Annotated in this window: 17 protein-coding genes; 6 read left to right on the top strand and 11 right to left on the bottom strand. The window is 54.2% G+C overall.

Annotated elements, in window-relative coordinates; genetic code table 11:
* Positions 1-51: 51 nt before the first annotated feature.
* Together ACW9HX_RS04380 and ACW9HX_RS04385 are read left to right on the top strand one after the other, a co-directional pair.
* Positions 52-1,794: an LTA synthase family protein gene (locus tag ACW9HX_RS04380; RefSeq protein WP_457379631.1), complete on the top strand. Its 1,743-nt coding sequence runs from the start codon at positions 52-54 to the stop codon at positions 1,792-1,794.
* Entirely contained in the window at positions 1,794-2,147 is a 354-nt protein-coding gene (locus tag ACW9HX_RS04385; RefSeq protein WP_119429673.1) for a hypothetical protein, read from the top strand. Before ACW9HX_RS04380 ends, ACW9HX_RS04385 begins: the two co-directional genes overlap by 1 nt.
* A gap of 111 nt (positions 2,148-2,258) precedes the next feature.
* Here ACW9HX_RS04385 and ACW9HX_RS04390 read toward each other — a convergent pair whose 3' ends face one another.
* The 11 genes from ACW9HX_RS04390 to ACW9HX_RS04440 all read right to left on the bottom strand — a co-directional run bounded on the left by ACW9HX_RS04390 (position 2,259) and on the right by ACW9HX_RS04440 (position 16,809).
* Entirely contained in the window at positions 2,259-4,721 is a 2,463-nt protein-coding gene (locus tag ACW9HX_RS04390; protein ID WP_457379632.1) for a hypothetical protein, read from the bottom strand.
* A gap of 57 nt (positions 4,722-4,778) precedes the next feature.
* Entirely contained in the window at positions 4,779-5,774 is a 996-nt protein-coding gene (locus tag ACW9HX_RS04395) for a glycosyltransferase family 2 protein (protein WP_457379633.1), read from the bottom strand.
* Positions 5,775-6,066: 292 nt separating this feature from the next.
* Positions 6,067-7,167, bottom strand: a complete 1,101-nt coding sequence (locus ACW9HX_RS04400) for a glycosyl transferase (protein ID WP_457379634.1) — start codon at positions 7,165-7,167, stop codon at positions 6,067-6,069.
* On the bottom strand, positions 7,167-8,267 hold the full coding sequence (gene wecB, locus ACW9HX_RS04405; RefSeq protein ID WP_457379635.1) for a non-hydrolyzing UDP-N-acetylglucosamine 2-epimerase: 1,101 nt from the start codon (positions 8,265-8,267) through the stop codon (positions 7,167-7,169). Before wecB ends, ACW9HX_RS04400 begins: the two co-directional genes overlap by 1 nt.
* A 35-nt stretch (positions 8,268-8,302) precedes the next feature.
* Positions 8,303-8,680, bottom strand: a complete 378-nt coding sequence (locus ACW9HX_RS04410; RefSeq protein ID WP_457379636.1) for a GtrA family protein — start codon at positions 8,678-8,680, stop codon at positions 8,303-8,305.
* A 2-nt stretch (positions 8,681-8,682) separates the two neighbouring features.
* Positions 8,683-9,645 carry a WxcM-like domain-containing protein gene (locus ACW9HX_RS04415; protein WP_457379637.1) on the bottom strand — a complete coding sequence of 321 codons (963 nt, stop codon included), beginning with the start codon at positions 9,643-9,645 and terminating at the stop codon, positions 8,683-8,685.
* Entirely contained in the window at positions 9,635-10,570 is a 936-nt protein-coding gene (locus ACW9HX_RS04420) for a glycosyltransferase (RefSeq protein WP_457379638.1), read from the bottom strand. The genes ACW9HX_RS04415 and ACW9HX_RS04420 overlap by 11 nt, the downstream gene beginning before the upstream one ends.
* Before the next feature lie 12 nt (positions 10,571-10,582).
* Entirely contained in the window at positions 10,583-11,710 is a 1,128-nt protein-coding gene (locus ACW9HX_RS04425) for a DegT/DnrJ/EryC1/StrS family aminotransferase (protein ID WP_457379639.1), read from the bottom strand.
* Positions 11,707-14,724 (bottom strand): glycosyltransferase, encoded by a 3,018-nt coding sequence (locus ACW9HX_RS04430; RefSeq protein ID WP_457379640.1) that lies wholly within the window; start codon positions 14,722-14,724, stop codon positions 11,707-11,709. The genes ACW9HX_RS04425 and ACW9HX_RS04430 overlap by 4 nt, the downstream gene beginning before the upstream one ends.
* Complete coding sequence (locus ACW9HX_RS04435; RefSeq protein WP_457379641.1) at positions 14,721-15,998, bottom strand: ABC transporter ATP-binding protein; 1,278 nt, start codon at positions 15,996-15,998, stop codon at positions 14,721-14,723. Before ACW9HX_RS04435 ends, ACW9HX_RS04430 begins: the two co-directional genes overlap by 4 nt.
* The gene (locus tag ACW9HX_RS04440; RefSeq protein ID WP_119429663.1) at positions 15,988-16,809 is read right to left on the bottom strand and encodes an ABC transporter permease; all 822 of its coding nucleotides are present in this window, start codon (positions 16,807-16,809) and stop codon (positions 15,988-15,990) included. The genes ACW9HX_RS04435 and ACW9HX_RS04440 overlap by 11 nt, the downstream gene beginning before the upstream one ends.
* 571 nt (positions 16,810-17,380) lie before the next feature.
* On the opposite strand from ACW9HX_RS04440, the gene ACW9HX_RS04445 reads away from it, so the two are divergent.
* The 4 genes from ACW9HX_RS04445 to ACW9HX_RS04460 all read left to right on the top strand — a co-directional run bounded on the left by ACW9HX_RS04445 (position 17,381) and on the right by ACW9HX_RS04460 (position 23,021).
* Entirely contained in the window at positions 17,381-19,375 is a 1,995-nt protein-coding gene (locus ACW9HX_RS04445) for a polysaccharide biosynthesis protein (protein WP_457379642.1), read from the top strand.
* A 112-nt stretch (positions 19,376-19,487) separates the two neighbouring features.
* Positions 19,488-19,823 carry a ComEA family DNA-binding protein gene (locus ACW9HX_RS04450; RefSeq protein WP_457379643.1) on the top strand — a complete coding sequence of 112 codons (336 nt, stop codon included), beginning with the start codon at positions 19,488-19,490 and terminating at the stop codon, positions 19,821-19,823.
* Positions 19,824-20,050: 227 nt separating this feature from the next.
* Positions 20,051-22,003: a hypothetical protein gene (locus ACW9HX_RS04455; RefSeq protein ID WP_457379644.1), complete on the top strand. Its 1,953-nt coding sequence runs from the start codon at positions 20,051-20,053 to the stop codon at positions 22,001-22,003.
* Between the two features lie 223 nt (positions 22,004-22,226).
* On the top strand, positions 22,227-23,021 hold the full coding sequence (locus ACW9HX_RS04460) for an SDR family NAD(P)-dependent oxidoreductase (protein ID WP_457379645.1): 795 nt from the start codon (positions 22,227-22,229) through the stop codon (positions 23,019-23,021).
* Positions 23,022-23,046: the final 25 nt, after the last annotated feature.

Here is a 23,046-nt window from a genome sequence, read left to right on the forward strand (position 1 = left end):
CCATGGCGGGTTCAGTTGTGTGCTTATGCTTGAAAATAAGTGTTGGAATTTATGATTGAAGGTTTAAAACGTTCAGGGGCATTTCTGTTTTTGCTGGTGCTTCTCTGGGCGGCTATCTGGTGGATGGATCGCTATTCTCTGGGATTGCAGTTCAGTGCATACCTGTGGTCGGTGGGCGCCGTAGGCAATGTTCTGCCTTTTGCCACTTTGTTTGTGCTTCTACTGTTGTTGACCAATCGTCTTTACCTGTCGTTTTTTCTTGCATTGGCAACAGGTGCATTACTTTATTTCATAAGTTTCAAGAAATACCAGAGTTTGGGTAAACCTCTCTCGGGTGATGATTTCTTGTTACTGCAATACCTTGATAGCAGTGCGTTGGAATTGTTTGCGTCATACGTAAAGCTTCGCTGGGTATTGTTGGGTGGAGGCTTGGGCGTTTTTTTTATCGCTCTTTTGGCCTATCTGGATAATCCCTTTTTCACGAAAAAATCGTTTCCCCGTCAATGCAGCATGGCGCTGTTCGTCATCAGTCTCTCGGGGATCTGGTATTTCAAGGGTATAGAAACAATCTACGAATTCAATCGCATGCGTTTTTCCTGGTCAAACCCGATCAGTACTCTTCATGCGGGGCTGGTTTCCAAGATCATTTATGGCGAGATCAAAAAGTCTCAGTCAAATGACATGCCGATCAGCGCGGCGGAAATCAACAATGTGCTGCAGAAAAACAACAGTTGCATGAAAGCTTCGGATTCAGCCGATTCATCACCTGCGATTGTGCATCCGGATATTATCGTGATTCAAAGCGAGTCATTTTTTGATCCGGACATCTTGCAAGGGGTTCAGCTTCCGAACAACCTGTTGCGCAATCTCCGCCAGTTGAAGGCAGCCGGGGCAGTGGGACAAATGAAGGTCCCGACGTTTGGCGGCGGAACGATCCGGACCGAGTATGAGGTGCTTACAGGCATTGATCTCGCAGCCTATCCCTTGGTCCAGTTTCCCTATTTCGAGGTCAGGACGCCGAAAATGGACAGCCTTGCCTCCGAGGTCAAGGAGAACGGCTACGAGGCTATCGCGATTCACGGTAACGCGGGTTCGTTCTGGAATCGTACGAAGACATTCAAGCTGGCAGGCTTCGACAGGTTTCTCACGGTCGATGATTTTCCCTCCGATGCTGAGCACGACGGTGCCTATCTGTCTGACAAGAGCATGACTGATCTGGTCATCGCACAGTTGTCAGAGGTCGAGCGTCCCAAGTTCATCTTTGCTATCAGCATCGAGGCCCATGGCCCTTATACGATTGGTTCGATCAAGGACGCGGCCGTTCGCGACTCCATCCCGGTTCCGGCTGGTTTGAGCGCGGAGGGTGCCGAGGAGTATCGCAACTACATTTATCATATCGATAACGCGGACCAGCAGTTGGGCCGTCTGAAAAACTATCTCGATGCACGCGGCAAGCCCTATGTTCTGGTGTTTTATGGAGATCACCTTCCCGGGCTTGGCGGAGTCTATGAAAAGCTGGGTTTCAAAAACGGGGCTGCGGCAACCGAGCAAACGGTGCCCTGGATAATCACCAGCAATACTTCATCCAAGACCTCGGCGATCGATACTTCCTGGAAGCTGGGTCCTGCATTGTTGAAAGAGGCTGGCTTGTCAGTGTCGCCTTACTTTCACCTCGTCAATTGTCTCGAGGCGGTATCGGAGGTTTCAGGTACGGAGCCTGAGTTCTATTCAGTCGCTCGTGCTCAAACTCAAGGTCGACTGGGTGATTATGTTTCTGCCGGGGAGAAACAGTAATGAAATGGTTACTTCTTCTTGTGGCAGGTGCTCTGACTCTGCCGTGGTACATGTCCAGGGGCATCGAGTTTGAAGTGGATCCTCAGGTTTTTTCCAATTGCGACTTGCCGGCAAACGTCTCTACAGTTCGCTGGAACGTGGCCAGAGAGAGCGTGCAATCGGTACGGGTTTTCGTCAATTCGGTTAACACTCCGGAAAACCTGTGGGCCAGTGGAGAGCCCCAGGGCGAGATGAAAACCGGGCCTTGGGTGGCTGATGGGTTGACATTCACATTAAGGGATCAAGCCGGCGAAGTCCTGGCAAAAAGAACCGTACAGACCACTCGCTGCCTTGCCAACAACGCAGGGCAATAGATCCTGGTATGAGGCTATGAAAGCCGATCATTTCAATCGTAAGTGCTAAAAGAAAACCCTGGGGACCGAGTTATCGGTCGCCAGGGTTTTTTATTTATTGGCAGGTATTACTTACGGATGGACAACGCCGACAGTCAGGTCGACGACGTTGACGGTATCCCGGTCCCTGGCGGTAATGTAGACATTGCCTGAGGTGGCGCCCACCGGAATCGGGAGCGTCTCCGAGAATGTAACCCGTCCCTGTTTGCAGGGTATGAGCTTGTAGTAAACAGGCAGCACGTTCCAGTTGATTTGCGCGATGAATGAACCCGCGTTGCTGGAACATTCAAACGTCACTTCATACTTGGCAGATCTTGAGTTTTGCGTGCCGATAGTGGAAACGACTTTTGGAGTGGTGTCCGCCGTAAAACCCTGGCTGGTCGCGATGTCTTTCACTGACTCGGATTCGTTTCGGAGATTGTAGACGGTCTGATAATCGATTTTATCATTCGAGAGTTTGTACAGAATGATAGGGCCCAATTGATAAACAGGCTGCCCATGCATCGTCAGGTAGCCAAGCATTGCCTGACGATTTGGCAGGCTGGTTGCAAACGATGAGTTCCAGATCACGTACTGTACTTTCCACTTCTCGATGATCGCCGCGATATCGTCAGTGTTCTTTACGAGGCCGAATGCTCTGGTTTGCGAAGGAGAATACCAACTGATGTAAATGGGCTGGCCTCGTAACGTTGCGCCAAACGAAGCGCTCACGTCGTATAGCACCACTGGATTGTTGGTGTTGCTGTTCAAGTAATCTGTAATGGCCTTGGACGGTGCTAGCTGCTCTGTAAGGCTGGACTTCTCGGCGTCAGTGAAGGCGTCTTGCGCAGGCGTTGTAAGAAACCACGCAATGCCCGGCAGGAAGTAGATATTCACGGCGATAAAAAACATGAATACCCATCGAGTGACGCGCTTTGCGGTGCCGGATACCGCAAGAATCAGGCACCCGAGTACGACGCTGGCCAGAGGCAAGATGGGGAACAGGTAGCGCCAGTACTGGGTCGCAGAGAACATGACCAGACCGAATCCGACTGTCGGTAAAACCAGAGCGAATTTGACGGGGTTGTTGAGCTTCCTGCTTGCAATCAGCGTCATCAGGCCCAGAGGTAACAGGTACAGATACTGGAAGCCGGCAACAAAATTCAGCGACTCATAATGTTTGCTGGTGTTGTAGAACAGCGCCCAGAAACTTTGCAAGGTAAACCCCTTTTGATAAAGAGGGTCAGCAAAGTTTACCAGCGGGTAATAAGGTGATTTGAAAATCTCGTTGTAGAGAGGGAAAAAAGGATTGCCGCTGGTTATCCAGGAAAAGCCATAAGACTGCAGCGCGGAAAAGCTGGAGATGCCAATCAATACAGTGCATGCGAGTACTGGATGCTCAGACTTTTGCAGGGCAAAGTGATCTTTTTCCTTGAGAAAGACAGGGATGTATGCAGCGATGAGCAATGCGCCCAGCACCATGCCTGGGAGCTTTGTCGCCGCGCATAGCGCGGCGGCTGAAACGATCGCGATCAACTTTGAGGCGGCGGCGTCCGTCTCGGTTTCCAGCAGGATTTTTACAGCGCTGGTGGCCAGAAACGCAAGGAACAACTCGGTCTGCAAGTAGATCAGCAGGGGCGCGATGATCGGGGTGCTGCAGAAGAGCAGTACCACCAACAGACTGTCACTGCTGTTCTTGATCAACGAACGTGTAAGCGACCAGACAGCGTAGATAAGTAGGGTTGTAAAGGTAAGGTTAAGCCCTCCCCTTGCATCTGCATTGGCAATGATAGAGACGATCGAGTGCAATAGATCAAAGGCAAAAGGTGCAACTGACCAAATCTGTTGCTGTATGTTGAAGCTGAACACTTTTGTATTTGCAAGCTCGGTCCACATCCTCAGGTGCAATACATTGTCATCGCTGCCAATGGACGGAAAGAAGGCAAATTGCAATACATACCCGATGATGAATGTGCAGGCGATCACTGAGCGAAAGGAGAACTTCCGGATGCGCTCGGAGCCACTGCTGATGCGGGTGCGCAAAGCACTGCACAAAGCGTTTCTGAATGAAGGCTGTGTCAGCGCGAGAAACGGCGCCAACAAAATCCCGAAGTAGAGCGGGCGAGTGTTGATTGGAAAGTGAATGAGTGTGCTGAACAGGGCTAGGTATAACGTGATACCAACCAGTATTGCTCGCAGGGAGTGGGTCCTTGTCTCATCTGTCGGTGAGACGAAACCAAGAGCCCATCTGCCAAGAATGTAAGACGAGGAAATAAACAGCAGTGAGGACAAAGTTGCCTGCAGTCCTGAACCCAAGGCTACAAAGACGAACAGGCCGCCGATGAGAACGTGGTTTGAGTACTTGTATCTTGTGAATTTCAGAACGGCCGCCACGGTCAGCAACATGCCTGCCCAGGAATACAGATCGCTGAGCAGCGAAATATTCCAATAAAAAGGAAATGCTTCCGAGTAATGAGCCACCAGCGCAGGAATGCTCGCTGCAAGCAGCAATAACAAGCCTGTCAGTACATATGAAAGTATTTTTGTTTCAGGCATCTTGAAAACGACCAAGTGGCGAAAAATGTTTGCGTGGGATTGGACTTGTTGGAAACGTCAATCTTTGCATTGGTCACGCCCATGGTTTTTGAACTGTACCTTCAGGTGAAAAGGTCGGTTCGGAACGGCGGCAACATCGTGTCCGATAAATGCAAGTATGAATTGAGTTCCAAGGATGATTGGCAGAGCCGATAGCATCACTGTGCCGGCAGGTGTTGGAACGCCTGAACCCATGGATGACATCCAGTGGCTGACACCAAATACAGTACCGGCGGTCAGCATCAGGACGCCCAGTGGCAGTTCGATGGACGCCAGCGACATGTTTCTCAAGTAGTAATTGTAAAAAATACGTTTGGACAGGTTTCTCAGGTGTTTGGCAAGAAATTCGCCGACGATCTTCGAGATCTTCAGATTGCTTTCTTCTTCGCCGTATTTGGCATCCATTGGAATGTCGATTACAACGGCTCTCAACGTGTTCAGGCGGAAGAGAATATCGGTCTCGAAGAAGTAGCGATTGCTGATCTTGTGAAAGGGAAGGTGTTTCGCCACATCTCGATGAATGGCAGTGAAACCGTTTGTGGGATCAAACAGGTCCCAATAACCGGAAGAAAGTTTTGTCATGAAAGAAAGAACGGCATTGCCAAACAAGCGCATTTTCGGCATGGCGTGAATTTCTTCAAGATCAAAGAAACGGTTGCCTTTGGTGTAGTCGGCTTCGCCATCGATAATCGGCGCCACAAATTGCTTGATCAGGCGCGGATCCATTTGTCCGTCGCCATCAACTTTTACAATGATATCCATCCCGTCTTGAATGGCGGCGGCATAGCCATTCATAACGGCGCCTCCCACTCCGAGATTGACCGGGTTGTGGAGTATGGTGACGCGTAGATCGGTGCAATGCTCGCTGACGAATTTCCCTGTTTCTTGCGGGCAGCAATCATCGACTACATAAATGCGGTTTACTTCAGGTCCGATTTTCGAGATGACATCCAGTATTTGACCTTTCACTTTGAAGCTGGGAATTACCACCGCAATTTTTTGTAGCGTTTCCACCGTTTACTCCCTTTCGAAACCGGAACCACAGTTCAGACTGCTGGCATGACTGCCCGCATCTTAGTCGGTTCACCGTCGAAGGTCACTGTCTTTAAGGGCGAAAATCAGGTCGGAGGAGGAGGTGGAAAGGGAGTTTTGACTTGAGAGATCATGATGTTTTTAACCGTTGGGTTAAAACATTGATGAGGGTCTGGATCTTCGGGATGATTGTTGCAATTAGTGTGTCGTGATGAAGGGAATTGAGCTCGCCATGATCTGTCGACAAATCATGGCATGAGCTCGCATCACGGGTTCAAATCAAAGCAGTACTGGCGAAGCGGGCTTCCCAGCTGTTTTCCTGTTTGAATTGTTCGGAGAGTGCAGCCGAGTGAGTGTATTCAAGCGCGCTGGCTACTGCGGCGTTGAAGTCAGAAGGAGAATCGCAAAGATAGACCCCCTCTTGATCGCCGCGATAAGCCATTTCGCCAAAACTGGTTGAAAGAATGGGCAGGCCAAGCGCTCGGTATTCGTAATACTTGATCGGGTCTACCGATGAGGTCAGGTCGTTGTGCACAAACGGAATGAGCGCCACGTCGAACGACAACATTCTTTCCAGAGCATCCTTATGGCTGCACGGCGGAAAGAACGTGATGTTCGGCGCGAGCTTCAAATCGGTCGGATTGAAGACCGGGCCGATGACGTGAACCTGATCGTCAGGACGGCTTTCCGCCAGGCGAATCAACCATTTCCAGTCAAACCATGCGCCTACAGTGCCCACGTAGCCAAATACCACTGGCGAACGCTTGGCGTTGGAGTCCTTGGCCGCTGGCAGCAGCGCAACGTCGAGTCCATTCGGTACGAACTTGACGTGCGACCGGTGACTTTCCCACTTTTTTCTCAGCTTCGTCGAAGATGCCAGCAAGTGGGTGGTCTTGCGGCCGATTTCCAGCTCGCGACGCGCCATGGCATTTTTCGAGAGACCGGAATAGAACGTCGGAAAGTCATCCATCGCGTCATACACGGAAGGATGGTCTTTCAGCAGGTCCAGAACCTTGAGGGCCAATACAGTTGGCTTGCCGATGACAAGCATTGTATTGCCCTGGTTTGCGAACGCCTGAACCGACTTCAGCAACTCACCCCAGCAAATGCTGCCGTTGATCAGGCCGGAGCCTGGCAGCGGTTCTATCGGCAGCGCCTTTGGCTTGAGCACGGTCAGCCACGGCTCAAGGTCGCCGCTTTCCGTTTGATCGCTCACGCCAATCTTTTTGAAGTCCGCCAGAGAAGGAAAGCGGCTGGGATAAGGATCCAGCCACAATACTTCGCCGCCTGTTGTCGCATGGAACCATCGAGCGAACTTTTGTGGTCGCTGGGCAAAACTGGACCAGGGAACAGGCGATAGATAGACCAGCCGCATTAACGGCAGTGCTCTTTCAGAACCGCGACAATGCGTTCTGCACCTTTGCCGTCGCCGTAAGGTGATACACCTCGCGCCATTGCTTTGTAGGCTTCAGGGCTGTCCAGCAAGGTCTGGGCTTCTTTCAGAATCGGCTCGTAATTCGGACCAACCAGTTTCACGACGCCCATCTCCACCGCCTCAGGGCGTTCTGTTTCATCACGCAGAACCAGAACAGGAATAGCCAGTGCCGGCGCTTCTTCCTGAACACCGCCCGAATCGCTGATGATCAAATACGCTTTTTTCATCGCGGCGATGAACGGTGCGTAATCCAGTGGCTCGCACAGCTTGATGTTCGGGATATTGCCAAGAATTTCATGGGCAACGTCCTTGACGTTCGGGTTCGGGTGAACCGGGTACAGAATCTGTACGTCCTGGTTACGTTCGGCGAGCGTCTTCAGGGCTTTGCAGATATTGCGGAACGGTTCGCCGAAGTTCTCGCGACGGTGAGAGGTCACAAGAATCAGTCGCTTGGAATCGTCCAGCTCAATGCCCAGCTCCAGGTCTTTCTTGGCCGTCATCAACAGTGCGTCGATCACGGTGTTGCCTGTCACGGTAATGTCCTTTTCCGGGATGCCTTCGCGCAGCAGGTTGTTTTTCGAGCTTTCGGTCGGGGCGAAATGCCAGCGGGTCAGGCGACCTGCGAGTACGCGGTTGGCTTCTTCCGGGAACGGGTTCTGCATGTCACCGGTGCGCAGGCCGGCTTCGACGTGACCGAACGGGATACGGTGATAAAAGGCGGCCTGAGCCATGGCCAGAACGGTGGTGGTGTCGCCCTGGGCCAGTACCACGTCAGGTTTTTCGTCCAGCAGGACTTTGTCGAGCTCCAGCAGAAGACGGGCGTTGAGCGTCGTCAGTGACTGGTTCGGAAGCATGATGTCAAGGTCGATGTCAGCCTTGATGCCGAAGAAGTTCAACACCTGATCCAGCATGTGGCGATGTTGCGCGGTGGCCAGTACCCTTACTTCTGCCCATGGCTGTTCTTTGAGCGCAAGAATGACAGGCGCCATCTTGATCGCTTCCGGGCGCGTGCCGACGGTGCAGATAATCTTCATTTTCATAGTGTTTCCTATGCAAAATTCACTGAATTTGGAGCCTACGCCCGCCGCAGGAGCCAGCGCGTCAGCAAAAAGGTAATGGGGACGGTAATGAGGATGACGATCAACGGTGCAAACAGTTGATTAATGCCAAGAAGTTCGACGACGAAACCAAGAATTATGGCGGATAGGAGATACTGAATCAAATACACCAGAGGAAAGGCCATGAAGCCTTTCCAGCTGACGGGAGTATTGAAAACAATGGTCGAATTGAACCAGTACGAAAACACGATACCCACTGCAAAAGCCAGCGCATAGGCGATCTGGTAAGGCAGGATCACTTGTAGGCCAAAGTACAGAGCATAGGTAAAGGCGGTATTGATACCGCCTCCGATGACAAACTTCACCAGGTCAACAAGCGACCGTTTTTCCGGCATGGTCAAACCTGCTTTCTCGACTGCACCAGCTTGATGAAGTCGCCGTAATCCCTGATGTAATCGGCCGAGTCGTAATAGTCTGAAGCAAAAACCAGCAACATGGCGTCGGAAGAGTATTTGTATTGAACGCCCCACGTCAGCGGAGGCAGGTACAGCCCCATGTTGGGACGGTCGAGAGTGATCTCCTCCCGTGTCTCTCCATCATCCACGGCCACGCGAATGCTGCCTCTGACGGCGATCAGGAACTGATGGCATTCATGATGGGCGTGCTCCCCCCGGGTGTTCGCGGTGGGGACGTCATACACCAGGAAGTAGCGTTTGGGGCTGAACGGTATTTCCCGCTCGAATTCGCCGACCGACAGGCTGCCGCGCAAATCCGGAACAGCCTTGAACGTGTGAAGCGTCACGCCCGAAACATTTGTGTTGATGACCGCAGGTGTATCGGATATCGGTGCGAGAGTGCTCTCGTTGGCCGAACCAGTCGCGCCTTCGGTGTAACCGATGATTTTTGCCGGGTTGCCGACAACGATCGCGAAAGGCGGGACTGAGCGTGTCACCACAGCGCCGGCGCCGATCATCGCGCTCTCGCCGATGGTCAACCCAGGAAGAATAGTGGCATTGGCGCCGATGGTGGCCTTGCTTTTGACCAGGGTGCGCAGAAACTCTTCCGGGTACTGCTTGCTTCTGGGGAAGCGGTCATTGGTGAACGTCGCATTCGGTCCGATAAAAACATCGTCCTCGATCTGAATGCCGTCCCACACCTGAACGCCGCACTTGATCGTGACGCGATCACCGATGATGACATCGTTTTCTATGAAGACGTTATCGCAGATGTTGCAGTCGGCCCCCAGTTGCGCGTCGGGCAGAACGTGAGCAAAAGCCCAGATACGGGTGTTCTTGCCGACGTGTGATGTTTCGCACAGCCCTTTGGGGTGGACAAAGTAGTCGGCGTTTTCATTTTTCATGATTGAAACTCTCAGTCCGCATCGGAATGGCGAGCGGTCTTGCCTTGGTGTTTTCGTAGGTACGCCACGCGTAGGAGCCCACGATGCCCAGGCCGAACAGGTTCGCTGCACCGAGGAACACGATGACATTTATGGTCATTGCGTAGCCTGAAACGGTGATCAGGCCTGCCAGGCGAGCAAGGGTCACCGTCAGGCCGAAAGCCGCCGCCAACACGGTTGTTGCGCCGCCGAGGCGAGTCAGCAGCCTGATCGGCAAGTCCGTGAACGCGAAGACACTGTCCATCATGTAGTTCACTTTCTTGGAGAAGGTCCAGGCGGACTTTCCGTGCTCGCGTTTTTGCCGGGTATAGGAAATGGTATGGCGACGGAAACCGAGCCAGAAGATCTGGGCGACCAGTGAGCTGTGTCGTTCGTCGAGGGTCAGCAGCGTATCGCGAAACACCTTGTTGCAGCCAAATACGTCAACACCCCCTTCCGGCATGCTCGATACGACATAGCGGCGATAGAGGTTCCAGAAAACCCTGGACGCCAGGCGCGAGAAGAACGGGTCCATTCGGGCCTCTCGGACACCCAGTACCACGTCGCACTCGCCGCCGAGCAACGCGGCATTCATTTCAAGAACCAGTTCGGGTGGTTCTTGAAGGTCCGCGGCCATCACGGCAAATCGTTGCCCCCGGCCTTTTTCCAGGCCCACGCGTATGGCCGCAAACGAACCGAAGTTGCGTGACAGCAAAACGAGTTGTGATTCGAACTGCTGTCGGGGCAGGGCTTCACGAAGGATTTCGTAGCAGCGATCCGGGCTTCCATCGACAACAAAAACAGCCTCGAAATCTCCCGCCAATTTGCTGTTCAGGCCTTCGATGGCTGCCAGTAAATCGGGCAGGGAGCCTTCATTCTTGTAGACGGGAATAACGAGCGTCAGCAAGCGATTGCACTCCTACTCGGCAAAGAAGGTTCGAACGGCAGCAATGACCGAGGACACTTCCTTATCGGTCATGCCCGGAAAGCACGGCAGCGTCACGAGTGTCTTGCACAGGCGATCGGTGACTTCCAGCGAGCCGACGATGTGCGGTTCGGCGTAGGCGGTTTGTCGATGATCCGGGATCGGGTAGTGGATATCGGTGGAGATACCGCGAGACTTCAGGAAATCTCGCAGTGCATCGCGTTTGGCGGTGCGCAAAACGTACAGGTGCCCGACATAGGATTCGTCCACGCTCGGCACGCCTTCCACGGCGAGCGAATCGAAGGCTTCGCTGTAGCGGCGGGCGATATCGCGGCGCGAGTCGTTCCAGGTGTCCAGCAGTGGCAGCTTCACCCGCAGTATGGCGGCCTGGATTTCGTCCAGGCGACTGTTCTTGCCACCGGCATGATCCACTTGGTACTTGGAGGACCAGCCGTACTGGCGCAGGGTTTTCAGGCGCGCAGCAATGTCATCGCGGCTGGTTACTACGGCGCCGCCGTCACCCAGGGCACCGAGGTTTTTGGTCGGGTAAAAGCTGAAGCATGCAGCGTCGCCCCAGCTTCCCGCCTGCCGGCCATCGACGATCGCGCCGTGGGATTGCGCGCAATCCTCGATCAGTGGCGTGCCGGATGCCTGAGCCAGCGCCATCAGTGGCTGGATGGCCGCCATTTGCCCGTACAGATGAGTGACGATGATGCATTTCGGTTTTTGTTTCAGAGCCTGTGCCAGGGCATCGACGGACATGGTCATGGTCGACTCGTCGATGTCGACATAGACCGGCGTCGCTCCGATGGCGTGGATTGCGGTGCTGCTGTAGAACCCGGCGTTGGCGACCGTCACGACCTGGTCGCCGGCCTCCACGCCCAAGCTGCGCAGGGCGATCTCCAGGGCGTCGGTGCCGTTGGCCACCGACACGCAATGCCCGGCGCCCACGTAGTCGGCAAATTCGGATTCGAAGCTGGTGACCTCTTTCCCGAGAACATACCAGTGGCGATCAAGGACGGTCTTGATCGCACCGAGGAAGTCGAGATCCTTGTTCATCACCACGTCGGAGAAAAGAGGGATCATGTCGATGCTTCCCGAAGAGTCCATTGGTTTGCTCATTTATCGGAATTCTTGTAGGTGTGCGGCGCCCATTCGCCCCATTTCGCCTCGTAAGTCGCCTTGTTCTGTTCGAACAGGGCCTGGCGGTCAGCGCTGCGCATTTTGTTGAACGAAGCTGACAGGTGGTGATGGATGAACACGTCCTCGGCGCAGCCCACTTTCAAGCCCAGCTGTTCGATCCGGCGGCAATAGTCGTCATCTTCGAAGAAACCACGACCGAATGCCTCATCCAGCGGACCTACGGCTTCGTAGACTTCGCGCGAGAACATCACGCAGAAGAACGCTGCGGTGTACAACTCCTGGATCTTGCCGATGTGGCTGCGGGTGTACTTGCCCGACTCCACCAGCATTTCGTCCATGTTGTTGTACTTGATCTGGATCTTGGCTTCGTTACCGATGTTGTTGGTTACCGGGCCGATGATGCCGAAGTTCCTGTTGCGCTGCAGGTGACGGTAAAGCGTGCGGATCCAGCCGGGGGTGACGTAGGTATCGTTGTTGAGCAGCACCAGGTATTCGCCGGTTGCCTTGGCCAGGCCCTGGTTGTTGCCAGCGGCAAAGCCCCGGTTGTCTTCGTTCAGGATGATCGAACGGTTTTCGCCCTGAGTGACCCACTCTTGCAGAAGTGCAGGGGTGCCGTCGGCGGAAGCGTTGTCGACAACGATGACTTCGAGGTTTTCATGGTTGGAGTGCAGGTCGAGACTGGCAAGGCAGGCCTTGGTCAGCTCGATATTGTTGTAGGTGACCACGATGACGCTGACGCTTGGAACCGCCCGGGATGATTCGATCCGGTTGATCATCTGCTCGGCACGATGGGCCCAGGTCTGATTCTTTGCAAACTGCTGGCGAGCCAGGATGCGGTCGGCGGAGTCGGTGGCGTTCAGTTCTTCGTTGATGGCGTCGATGAACGCCTCGGTGGTCGGTGCCGCGTGGACCAGGTTCTCGAACTGTTTGATCTCTGGCAAATCGACCGATACGACCGGTTTGCCGGCGCTCAGGTACTCGTAGACCTTGACCGGGTTCGTGGCCAGTGTCAGCGGGATGACCTGGAATGGCAGCAGGCAGACGTCGAACGCGTGCAGGTAGCGTGGCAGTTCGCTGTAGGCCATTTCGCCAGTGAAGGTGACATTGCTCAGGTGCGCGAGCTGCTCGCGGGCACCCACAGTGTCAGCGCCGATCATCAGGATCGAATGATCCGGGAACGCCTTGGCAACGTTTTCCAGCAGCTTTACATCGAACCATTCGGCGATGGCACCGTAGTAACCGATGATTTTGCGCTGTTGCGGGTCGACATAGACGTTGGCTGGCTTGACCGCGAAATGATCGTACTCGCCGGCATTGCGGATGAGCACGCGGCTGTCGGTGTGCTGTGCAACGATTTCGTCCAGCCAGGTGGACGTGGTGATCGTCATGTCGGCGTTGCGCATCAGTGCGCGCTCGATGGACAGAACTTCCTCCGAGACGTTGCCGAACCCTTCGTGGTGATCCATGCAGTCGTAGACGAGCTCACTGTCCGGTAGTACGGACGCCGTTTCGTACCAGAACGGGTGTTGGATCACCGAGACCAGTTGGCGCGACTGTGCCCAGTTCAGCACCTGCCCGATGGACGCTTTCAGTTGATCGGAGATCGCGACGCTCGGCGGATCGTTGTAGATGACCGGCGCGCCTTTGGCATAGAGATTGATCTGGAACAGACGCCCTGCGCTGTCCAGTTGCTCCACATTAAAGCCGCCGCGTGGGTCGTCTACCAGGTTGACCGAAACGTAGAACACCCGACGGCCTGCACCGGCAATGGCCTGAGCCAGTTGCTGAGGGCGCTGATGCCGGAAGTGCCAGTCGATGACACCCCAGAAAATGTAGTCGGGCAGGCCGCTTGCCTGAGGTGCAGGCAGTGTGGCTGGAAGGTCGAACTGACCGCCGGCCAGCAGCTGGCTTTTCATCGACGACATCGGGCCACGGACCAGTTGTCCATAGGCCTTGCGAATGGCGGTCTTGATGGCTTCCGGCAGGGGAAGTCGATTGAAGACGCTGCGCAACTTGCTCTTTATTGCACGCTTGTCGCTTGGCTGCAGGCCATGGCGCAGTACGCGGGTCGAGAATCGCAACGGTTGCGTAATCTTCCAGGAATGGCTGTTGATCACATCGTTCAGGCGATTTTGGGTAGCGATCAAGTGGTCGCTCAGTGCAATGCTGTCTTCTTGAATCTTGTGGAGTGCGCGCTCGGTTTCGGCCAGACGAGTGGTGGCCTCTTCGAGTTCAGCGTTGGTTTCGGTGGCTTTCGCGCGGGCTGCAAGCAATTTGCCCTTGAGCTCCACAACCACGTTGTCGGATTCCACGTGAACATGCTCCAGCTTCACGGCAGACGCCGTTTCATCCTGGGTGTTCGTGTAAATCAGCAGGATCTGTTCGCCAGGCCAGTAGTTTGGCTGGTGATCGGTGGTGTCGGTAATGCTGCTGTGCGTGAGTGCCCAGTTGCCGAAGAACGCCGGAACGTTGTCCAGTTGAAAGGAATAGAAGTGCTCATCGATGAGTTCCTTTTCCCGGAACGGCAGCAGCAGCACGATGAACTTCCGGGCTTTCGCCGAAACGGTCTTCAGCACATCCCACGGCGACTCGAAGTGTTCAAGTGTATTGGACGAGAACAGGATGTCCCATTGCGGGGCTTCACTGTTGCCGAGGAAATCGTCACACAGGAACTGGCATTGTGGATAAGCGCTTTTGGCCTTTTCGATCGCTTCGGAAGAAAAATCGACACCCACCAGACCTGGAGCGTTCAAGCGCTTCGACAGGTTCTGGGTGCCGTCACCCTGTGCGCAACCCCAGTCGCACATGGTCAGGTTGTCTGTTGCGATCAGAGAGGAAAGCCAGGCCGGAATGTTCTCCACGGCAACTTCGCTGAAGAAGATACTTTGCTCTCTGCCGAAGTTTTCTTCCCAGTCATTCGAAAAGCGATAGTCCCAGTAAGTCTTGGAGTTCACATCACCAGTGGTCGTTATGGAATCAGACGGTTTTTTCATGGTGTTGGTGCTCCCTGACCAGAATCGCTTTTTTGCACATTGATAGAAATCCGGGGCATGAATTGCCCGGATGCATTGCTGAGGAATGAAGAGGAGAAATACTGGGCGCCTTCCATGTATTCGTAATAATGGATGGCGGCGGATGAGCGGTTTTCTATAGCAGCGACCAGCAGGTATTCACCGGAACACAGTGGGTTCTCAAGTTCAAAACTGACTTCCTGGAAGGCTTCGTCCTGTGAAAATTTCACATTGTCGTTCCAGGTACTTCCGACAATCAGATCGCTGCCGGACAGGTTTTTCAGTGAGAACGACACTGAAAGGCCTTCCAGGGTTTTGATTGCGCCCGTATTGAAGGCAATTTTCACGAACATTTTTTCGTGGTCGGAGTAGAGGTTCTTTTTGACCCCCGACGCATCATAAATGCCTGCATCCTGGATGATGCCGATGTGCGAGCCCCAATGATTGATGGGCTGGCTGGCCTTGTGTGGCTCGGTATCGTTGGCCGCCTTGCTCGGTGCGTTCCCAGTGTTCGGCGCATTGTTGAACAGGTGTTCGGTGTACTGGGCCGTGATCGGAAACACTTCCCCGAGACCGCGCACGGTGCCTTTGTCCAGCCAGAGTGCGCGATCACATAGCGTGCGCACGGCGGCCACGTCGTGGGAGACAAACAGAATGCTGACCCCGGATTCCTTCATCTGTTTGATGCGATCCAGGCATTTGGCCTGAAAGCGTGCATCGCCCACGGAAAGGGCTTCATCGACCACCAGAATGCTCGGGTTGGTGTGGACTGCAACCGAAAAGGCCAGTCGCACATACATGCCCGATGAGTAGGTTTTCACTGGCTGATTGATGAAGTCGCCGATTTCCGCGAAGGTTTCGATGGCGGCGTACTGTCTGTCGATTTCGTCGCGGTTCAAGCCCAGGATCGCCGCGTTGAGATAGACGTTTTCCTTGCCGGTGAATTCCGGGTTGAAGCCCGCGCCGAGCTCGAGCAGGGCGGCAACGCGTCCTTTGACGGCGATGGTCCCGGAACTCGGATTGAGGGTGCCGCAAAGCATCTGCAGCAACGTCGACTTGCCCGAGCCGTTGCTGCCGATGATGCCGACGGTTTCACCCGGCTGGACTTCGAGCGAGGCATTTTTCAGTGCCCAGAATTCGCTGAAGTATTTGCGCTTTCCGCGAAACAGCATTTGCAGCAGGCGTTGATGCGGTTTGTCGTAAACCTCATAACACTTGCTCAGGTTGTCGATCTTGATGACGGCGTCAGAGGACATCGGCAAACCCCTTGCGTGTCTTTTGGAACCAGGCAAATCCACACCACGCGATCAAGGCGCCAGCGGCGAGCATGATTGCCCAGGCGGTAAAGTCCGGCATGCGGCCAAAGACGAGGACATTGCGGCTCTGTTCGATAATGGAAGCCAGTGGGTTGATCCTGATTGCAAATTGATATTTTTCCGGCAGCGCATCTATCGGGAAGAAGACGGCTGACATGAAGAGCAGGACGGTCGAAAACATGGCAGTAATCTGACTGATGTCCCGCAGGTACACGCCCAGCGAGGAAAACAGCCAGCTCAAACCCATGATGCCCAGAAGCAGGGGCAGCAATACGACGGGCAAAAGCAGCGCAGTCGCCGGAATGCTGTGTTTGAAAATCAGTTGTGCCGCCAGCAATACCAGAAGACTGATGCCGGCATGAAACAGTGCGGAGCAGAAAGCCACCCAAGGCAGTACTTCCAGTGGAAATACAACCTTTTTGACATAGCTGACGTTTGAGGTAATCAACATCGGCGAGCGGTTTATGCATTCGGCAAAAAAACCGTGAATCAACAAACCGACAAACAGGATAATCGCGAAGTCGGTTTTGCTTTCATCTGCACCGGTACCCCAGCGGGCTTTGAATACCACTGAAAATACGAATGTATAGATGACCAGCATGAGTATCGGGTTGAAAAAGGACCAGGATAATCCCAGTGCCGACCCCCGATAGCGTCCAAGAACTTCTCGTTTGCTAAGTTGCAAAATAAGACGTTTATTGCGCCAGAAGCTGTTGATCATTTCAAAAGGGTGAGCTGAAAAATTTTGCATCAGTGAGTTGACTCGACTTCTTATGCTGGTGGCCCATTTACATACTTGGATTTAATGACGGGGTAGATATCCATTTCTCGGGATAGATCCGGGCCCTCACGCAACCGTCCTGCCTTGCGTTTCCATGCGTTTTTCGCCTTGGCAGATTCAGCCAGGTAGCACTGCAGCACGCCGTGTCCGCGCAGCTGGCGCCGTCGGCCGCATCGCGCATGTTATCGCATTGACCCACATTTTTTCACTAGGCAGGCGGTCATTTTTGCCGGATGGTCAGGCAGAACGGGGATTTTGTTCATGGGTGGTGGCTTTTGGCCTTGATGGTGGAGGTGGGCGCGGTGGAGGGCTGGAGATATTTCTACGATTGTCGGAGTCAATTGATCCGGGGAATGTGTCAATCAGTCAGTTGTTTGAAATCGATGAACACCACGGAACCGGGCTTCTCTCCAGAAAAAGACTATAAGTTGGGGCGAGTATCGTCGGGAGCAGAATATTTTGGTTAGCGACCCAAGCCTAATTACGTACAATGGCCCTTCGGTTTCCGCAGGCGGATGGGGCCTTAGAAGGCCAACTATTTATGGATAAATTCAGAGTTTTTCTGCTGGGGCTGCCTCGTCGGCAAAAGCGGCTGATACAGGTCGCTACCGACGGCATTCTCGTGTGGCTGGCATTGTGGCTGGCATTCATCGTGCGCCTTGGTATCGATGATATGTACAACCCCTTGCGGGTTCATTTCTGGCTGTTTGCATGCGCGCCAGTGATCGCCATTCCTCTTTTTGTCCGTTTCGGGATGTACCGGGCGGTCATGCGGTACTTCGGTAACGATGCGCTGATCGCCATCATCAAGGCCGTCAGCCTTTCCTCGCTGATTCTTGCGCTCGTGGTCTATTGGTACAGCAACCATGAGGCGGTTGTCCCGCGATCGATCATCTTCAACTACTGGTGGCTGAGTCTTGTCATCATTGGCGGCCTGCGTCTGTGCATGCGTCAGTATTTCATGGGCGATTGGTTTACCGCGGCGCAACATGTTCCGTTCACCAATCGCGACGATGGCCTGACCAAGGTAGCCATTTACGGTGCCGGCGTGGCGGGAAATCAGTTGGTGGCAGCGCTGCGCATGGGGCGGGTGATGCGTCCAGTGGCGTTCATTGATGACGATCCGAGTATTTCCGACCGCTCGATTTCCGGATTGCAGGTCTACAAGCCCAAGCACATTCAGCAAATGATCGAAGTGACGGGCGCTCAGGAAGTGCTGCTGGCCTTGCCTTCCTCGACGCGTTCGCGGCGCAGGGAAATTCTCAATCTTCTCGAAGGCTTCCCGCTGCACGTGCGCAGTGTGCCGAACTTTACGGACCTGGCCAGTGGGCGGGTGAAAGTCGAGGATATTCAGGAAGTGGATATCGCCGACCTGCTCGGACGCGATTCGGTGCCCGCTCAGTCAGATCTCCTGGAGTCCTGCATCAAAGGCAAGACAGTCATGGTGACGGGGGCGGGTGGTTCGATCGGTGCTGAACTGTGCCGTCAGATATTCGCACTCGGTCCTACGACTCTTTTGTTGTTCGAACACAGTGAGTTCAATCTCTACAGCATTCTGTCCGAGCTTGAAAAACGCTCCAGCAGACAGTCCATGTCGGTTCGGCTGCTGCCTATTCTTGGTTCCATCCGTCATCAGGACAAACTGCTGGAGGTGATGAAGACCTGGCGCGTGGATACGGTTTATCACGCTGCGGCCTACAAGCATGTCCCGATGGTCGAGCACAATATAGCCGAAGGCGTATTGAACAATGTGATCGGGACCTTGAACACCGCGCAGGCGGCACTGCAATCAGGTGTCGCCAACTTTGTGCTCATTTCGACGGACAAGGCCGTACGGCCGACGAATGTCATGGGGAGCACAAAACGCCTTGCGGAGCTGACGCTTCAGGCATTGAGCCGCGAAATTGCGCCAGTCCTGTTTGGTGACAAGGCGAACGTTTCCCGAGTCAACAAGACCCGATTCACGATGGTTCGGTTCGGCAATGTTCTGGGCTCGTCCGGTTCGGTGATCCCCCTTTTCCACAGTCAGATCAAGTCCGGGGGGCCATTGACGGTCACTCATCCCAAGATCACCCGTTACTTCATGACCATTCCGGAAGCTGCCCAGCTGGTGATTCAGGCCGGGTCGATGGGGCAGGGTGGTGATGTATTCGTGCTTGATATGGGAGAGCCGGTACGGATCGTCGAGTTGGCGGAGAAGATGATTCATCTGTCGGGCTTGAGTATCCGATCCGAAAAAAATCCTCAAGGCGATATTTCCATCGAATTCACCGGGTTGCGTCCAGGAGAAAAACTCTACGAAGAGCTGCTGATCGGCGACAACGTGGAGGCCACCCAGCATCCGATGATCATGACGGCCAACGAGGATCATCTGCCTTGGGAGGCTTTGAAGGTCAAGTTGAGTGAATTGCTCAAGGCCGTCGAGCAGGATGATTATTCGCGGGTGCGTCAGCTGTTGCGTGAGACCGTCAGTGGCTACACGCCGGATGGCGAGATTGTCGACTGGATTTATCAACAGCGGCGATTGGAGCCTTGATTGTTACACATTCTGCAACGTACGCATTTTTGACAAGGCGCTGATGTCGCCTAAGTTTGGGAGGCAGCTCAGGAAAAGCTGCCTATCTAATCGACATCATGGAGCGTCAAACATGCGTACAGGTTACTTTTACTCTCTGGTCTTTGCTTTGCTCGCCAGTGCTTCAATCGGTGCCATTGCGGCGCCTGCGGCAAGCCAAGCGCATCAGGAAAGTTCTTCGGCAGCCGTCGGTGCCGTTACTTCCGATGAGAAAAAAGTCGATCTCAATGCTGCCGATGCCCTCACTTTGCAACGAGAGCTCTCCGGCGTGGGAGAGGCGAAGGCCAAGGCGATTGTTGCTTATCGTGAAACCAATGGGCCTTTTGCGTCTGTCGAAGAACTCCTGGAAGTAAAAGGAATAGGCAAGGCTATTCTCGACCGCAACCGCGACAAGCTCGAGATCAATTAAGCGCTGAAGGACAAGAGACCGATCGATTGATCGGTCTTTTTTTGCCCGCTTCAATCGTAAGTTTTTCGCTTGTTTGCCGACAACGAGTTGGCAGGGGCAGATCAAATTCCACAATGGTTGTTTACACGTTAACCTGCGCCTCCAAAGTGGGACGCACGGCGACGGCGTGTTCGAAGAGTAATGATCCGGGTTATCAAGCAAGGGACGTAATGGTAAGCGAACAAAAGATGTTTCTACCCATGGTGTTGAAAGCCTGGGCGCTTTTGATATTGGTATTGAGTGCGCTGGCTGTTATTGCAGGGCTCGCCCGTGCGGGTGCGCTCACGATGACATTTTCAGCGGCATGTCTGGCTTGCGTGCTGTTGATCGGTTTCATCATGGCAAGAAGCAATCGCTGGAGGTTACCCGCAGTTGTCGGACCGGCACTTCTGGCGTGCTTGATGCTGGCGCTTGGGCTGTGGGTATTCTTTTTCGACTCGGGGCAGGTCAGCGACTTCGGCGTGTATTATCGCTGCGGTACCAGTGACCACAGTTCTCTACAGGCCTGGCTTGAGAGCTGTCAGTCCCAGTATTTGATGAAAAACAGCACTTACTGGCTGAGGTCTTTCTTCTATTCTTCTGCCATCGGTCAATTGATCGGTGATGACTACTCCACGTTCAAAGCGGTGAATGCGCTGGTTCATATGGCGACGCTGGTCGTCTGGTATTACGCGATCAAGGCCAGCTACGGTGTGCGGGTCGCGTCGCTTTCCAGTGTGCTGTTGGCGCTGTATCCGGAATATTGGTTCACCACCACCCTGGTGACTACCGATAACTTCGCGGTCCTGTGCGTTGCCCTGTTCATTGTGATGGTGCCGAAGTTGAATGGCCGGTTGTCGACGGCGCTCGTCTTCTCGTTGTTCCTGGGCATCGTGATCTTTCTGGGGCACCAACTCCGGTCGATTGGCTCGATCTTTGTGCTGTCACTGCTGTTTTATCTGATCTGTGGGACAACCCTTGGGAAAAGATACTCTGGCTGGGTTTCCGGGGCGGCGGCACTCCTTGTTTTTGTGGTGTGTTCCTTTGCCTTTTCGAAGGCATATGAAACGAATCTTCCTGACCTTTTCAGTCCGGTGAAGATTGTTTCCGCGATCGACTTCCATACCACTCAGGGGTTTGGCATCAACTATCTCTGGGCAGAGCATTTCTGGCCTGCAACGCCTCAACCTCTTCAACTGCCTATGGCGTTGTACAAGATATCCACGGAGTTCTCGGGAGGATTCTTGCAATGGCCAGCCTATGTCTTCGACAAAGCGGTCGTTGTTTTTTCCGGTACGGGGTACTACGGTCTTTCGGCTTTCGCTTATCCGCCAGACAACCCTGACTCTCTGGTGACGACAACGGTCAGCAACATTCCTTTCAGCGCCGGATTCTTTCCATGGCTGAGCCTGATTGTCTTCATGTATCTGGTGTCGGCGGTCGTGGGAGTATTTCGCTCCAAAGTCGTGAGCGGGCCGGCGCTGGTTTCCTTGCTGGTAGTGGGCGCTTTCGGATTGCTGGTTTTGGGGATGGGAGAATCTCAGGCCCGGTATAGCGCGATTATTGCTCCTGCACTGGCCTTGCTGGCCACACTTGCGTTCTTTTCGCCCGTGACTGAAGACGCGGCTCCTGAGCGATCGATCTCGTTCGGCAAGGGTTACCTGATTGGGCTGGCCGTCATCCTGAGCCTGTATCTGGTCATCCTCCTGTTGACCAGGGCCCTGCCGTCCAGCGAACAACTGAACGGGCAGGTCAAACTGGTCGACGCGACCGGCTTGCCGTCGACGGGTTGCTCCAATGATGGCGTCAGCCTTGCTCCTGACTATAAAAAAGTCAGGGTTGCATTCGCCGAGACGAGCGATTGCGCGGTTGTGAAGCTGGACGTTCCGGCGGGCACGGCAACGCTTTCGTTCTACCTGAGTGGCTCGCGCTTCCCGTTCAGGTTTGAAGGCCCGGGACCGAACGTCTTTTCCTATCAGCTGTTAGCCGGGGAGAGCATCCTTTCCAGCGGCGAGACAGGGGAGAAGTCCGTCAATTACGTTCAGGTCGAACTCCCGAAAGGGAGTGAGTCTGACTTGGTGCTGAAGGTGAAAAAGCTCAACGCCGGCACAAATGACTATATTGATGTATCGCTGATCCGGGCAATCGCCGGCAGCAAGTAGGGCTGGGCTGCCGATACGGCAAGTCCCGCAAAACACCTGCAGCGAACACGGTGGGAATTGCCTCGTCGTGTTCGCCGGGAGGAAAGCGTCTTCAGTGGGCCGTTCATCCGTCGTTTAAAATTATGGCTATCATATTCTCTTTGAATTATGGCTATAATAAAAAACGGGCGAATGGCCCCGCGGTTTACTTTCCTCCCCTTCAGGTGTTTTCAGGAGTGCAATCATGGTCGACATTCGTTCACAAGGGACTGCTCTCGTTACCGGCGCTTCTTCAGGCATCGGTGCAATTTATGCCGAGCGTCTGGCGGCACGTGGTTTTGATTTGCTGCTGGTGGCTCGCGATCAGGAGCGCCTGGAGTCTGCCGCCCGCAAGCTGCGGGAGGCTCATGGCGTTCAGGTCGAAGTGTTGAAGGCCGATCTGACGCAAAAGGGTGAAGTGCTCAAGCTTGAGCAGCGTCTGCGCAGCGATTCCAGTATCAGCCTGTTGGTCAACAATGCCGGTGTGGCAGTCAATGGTTTGTTGGCCAATGCCGATCCGGAGGTACTGGAGCAACTGATTCAGTTGAACGTCACGACACTGACCCGACTGGCTGCCGCAGCAGCCTCGGCGTTCACCAGCGCCGGGCGCGGCACGATCATCAATATTGCGTCCGTGGTCGCCCTGTTCCCTGAGCGTTTCAACGCCACCTACAGCGCCAGCAAGGCGTATGTGTTGAGCCTGACTCAATCGCTCAATACCGAGCTCGAAGGCACCGGAGTCAAGGTGCAAGCGGTATTGCCAGGTGTGACCCGCACCGAAATCTGGGAGCGCTCCGGAATCGATGCCAGCGGTATTCCGGCAGAGATGGTCATGGAGGCAGGCGAGATGGTCGATGCCGCGCTGTCCGGTCTGGATCAGGGCGAACTCGTCACGATTCCTTCGTTGCCTGACGCCGGCGAGTGGCAAGCTTTCGTCGCTGCACGTCATGTGATGGCGCCCAACCTGTCCCACAGTTCGGCGGCCAGCCGATACAAGTAAAAAACTTTTGAGTCGCGAGAGGTCA

The sequence above is a fragment of the Pseudomonas sp. SDO52101_S400 genome, from assembly GCF_054071635.1.

Coding starts and splice junctions, on each gene's coding strand:
- ACW9HX_RS04380 (WP_457379631.1), top strand. CDS start 52: ATGATTGAAGGTTTAAAACGTTCAGGGGCATTTCTGTTTTTGCTGGTG.
- ACW9HX_RS04460 (WP_457379645.1), top strand. CDS start 22,227: ATGGTCGACATTCGTTCACAAGGGACTGCTCTCGTTACCGGCGCTTCT.
- ACW9HX_RS04415 (WP_457379637.1), bottom strand. CDS start 9,645: ATGAAAAATGAAAACGCCGACTACTTTGTCCACCCCAAAGGGCTGTGC.
- ACW9HX_RS04410 (WP_457379636.1), bottom strand. CDS start 8,680: ATGCCGGAAAAACGGTCGCTTGTTGACCTGGTGAAGTTTGTCATCGGA.
- ACW9HX_RS04430 (WP_457379640.1), bottom strand. CDS start 14,724: ATGAAAAAACCGTCTGATTCCATAACGACCACTGGTGATGTGAACTCC.
- ACW9HX_RS04440 (WP_119429663.1), bottom strand. CDS start 16,809: ATGCAAAATTTTTCAGCTCACCCTTTTGAAATGATCAACAGCTTCTGG.
- ACW9HX_RS04455 (WP_457379644.1), top strand. CDS start 20,051: ATGTTTCTACCCATGGTGTTGAAAGCCTGGGCGCTTTTGATATTGGTA.
- ACW9HX_RS04400 (WP_457379634.1), bottom strand. CDS start 7,167: ATGCGGCTGGTCTATCTATCGCCTGTTCCCTGGTCCAGTTTTGCCCAG.
- wecB (WP_457379635.1), bottom strand. CDS start 8,267: ATGAAAATGAAGATTATCTGCACCGTCGGCACGCGCCCGGAAGCGATC.
- ACW9HX_RS04450 (WP_457379643.1), top strand. CDS start 19,488: ATGCGTACAGGTTACTTTTACTCTCTGGTCTTTGCTTTGCTCGCCAGT.
- ACW9HX_RS04445 (WP_457379642.1), top strand. CDS start 17,381: ATGGATAAATTCAGAGTTTTTCTGCTGGGGCTGCCTCGTCGGCAAAAG.
- ACW9HX_RS04435 (WP_457379641.1), bottom strand. CDS start 15,998: ATGTCCTCTGACGCCGTCATCAAGATCGACAACCTGAGCAAGTGTTAT.
- ACW9HX_RS04390 (WP_457379632.1), bottom strand. CDS start 4,721: ATGCCTGAAACAAAAATACTTTCATATGTACTGACAGGCTTGTTATTG.
- ACW9HX_RS04385 (WP_119429673.1), top strand. CDS start 1,794: ATGAAATGGTTACTTCTTCTTGTGGCAGGTGCTCTGACTCTGCCGTGG.
- ACW9HX_RS04425 (WP_457379639.1), bottom strand. CDS start 11,710: ATGAGCAAACCAATGGACTCTTCGGGAAGCATCGACATGATCCCTCTT.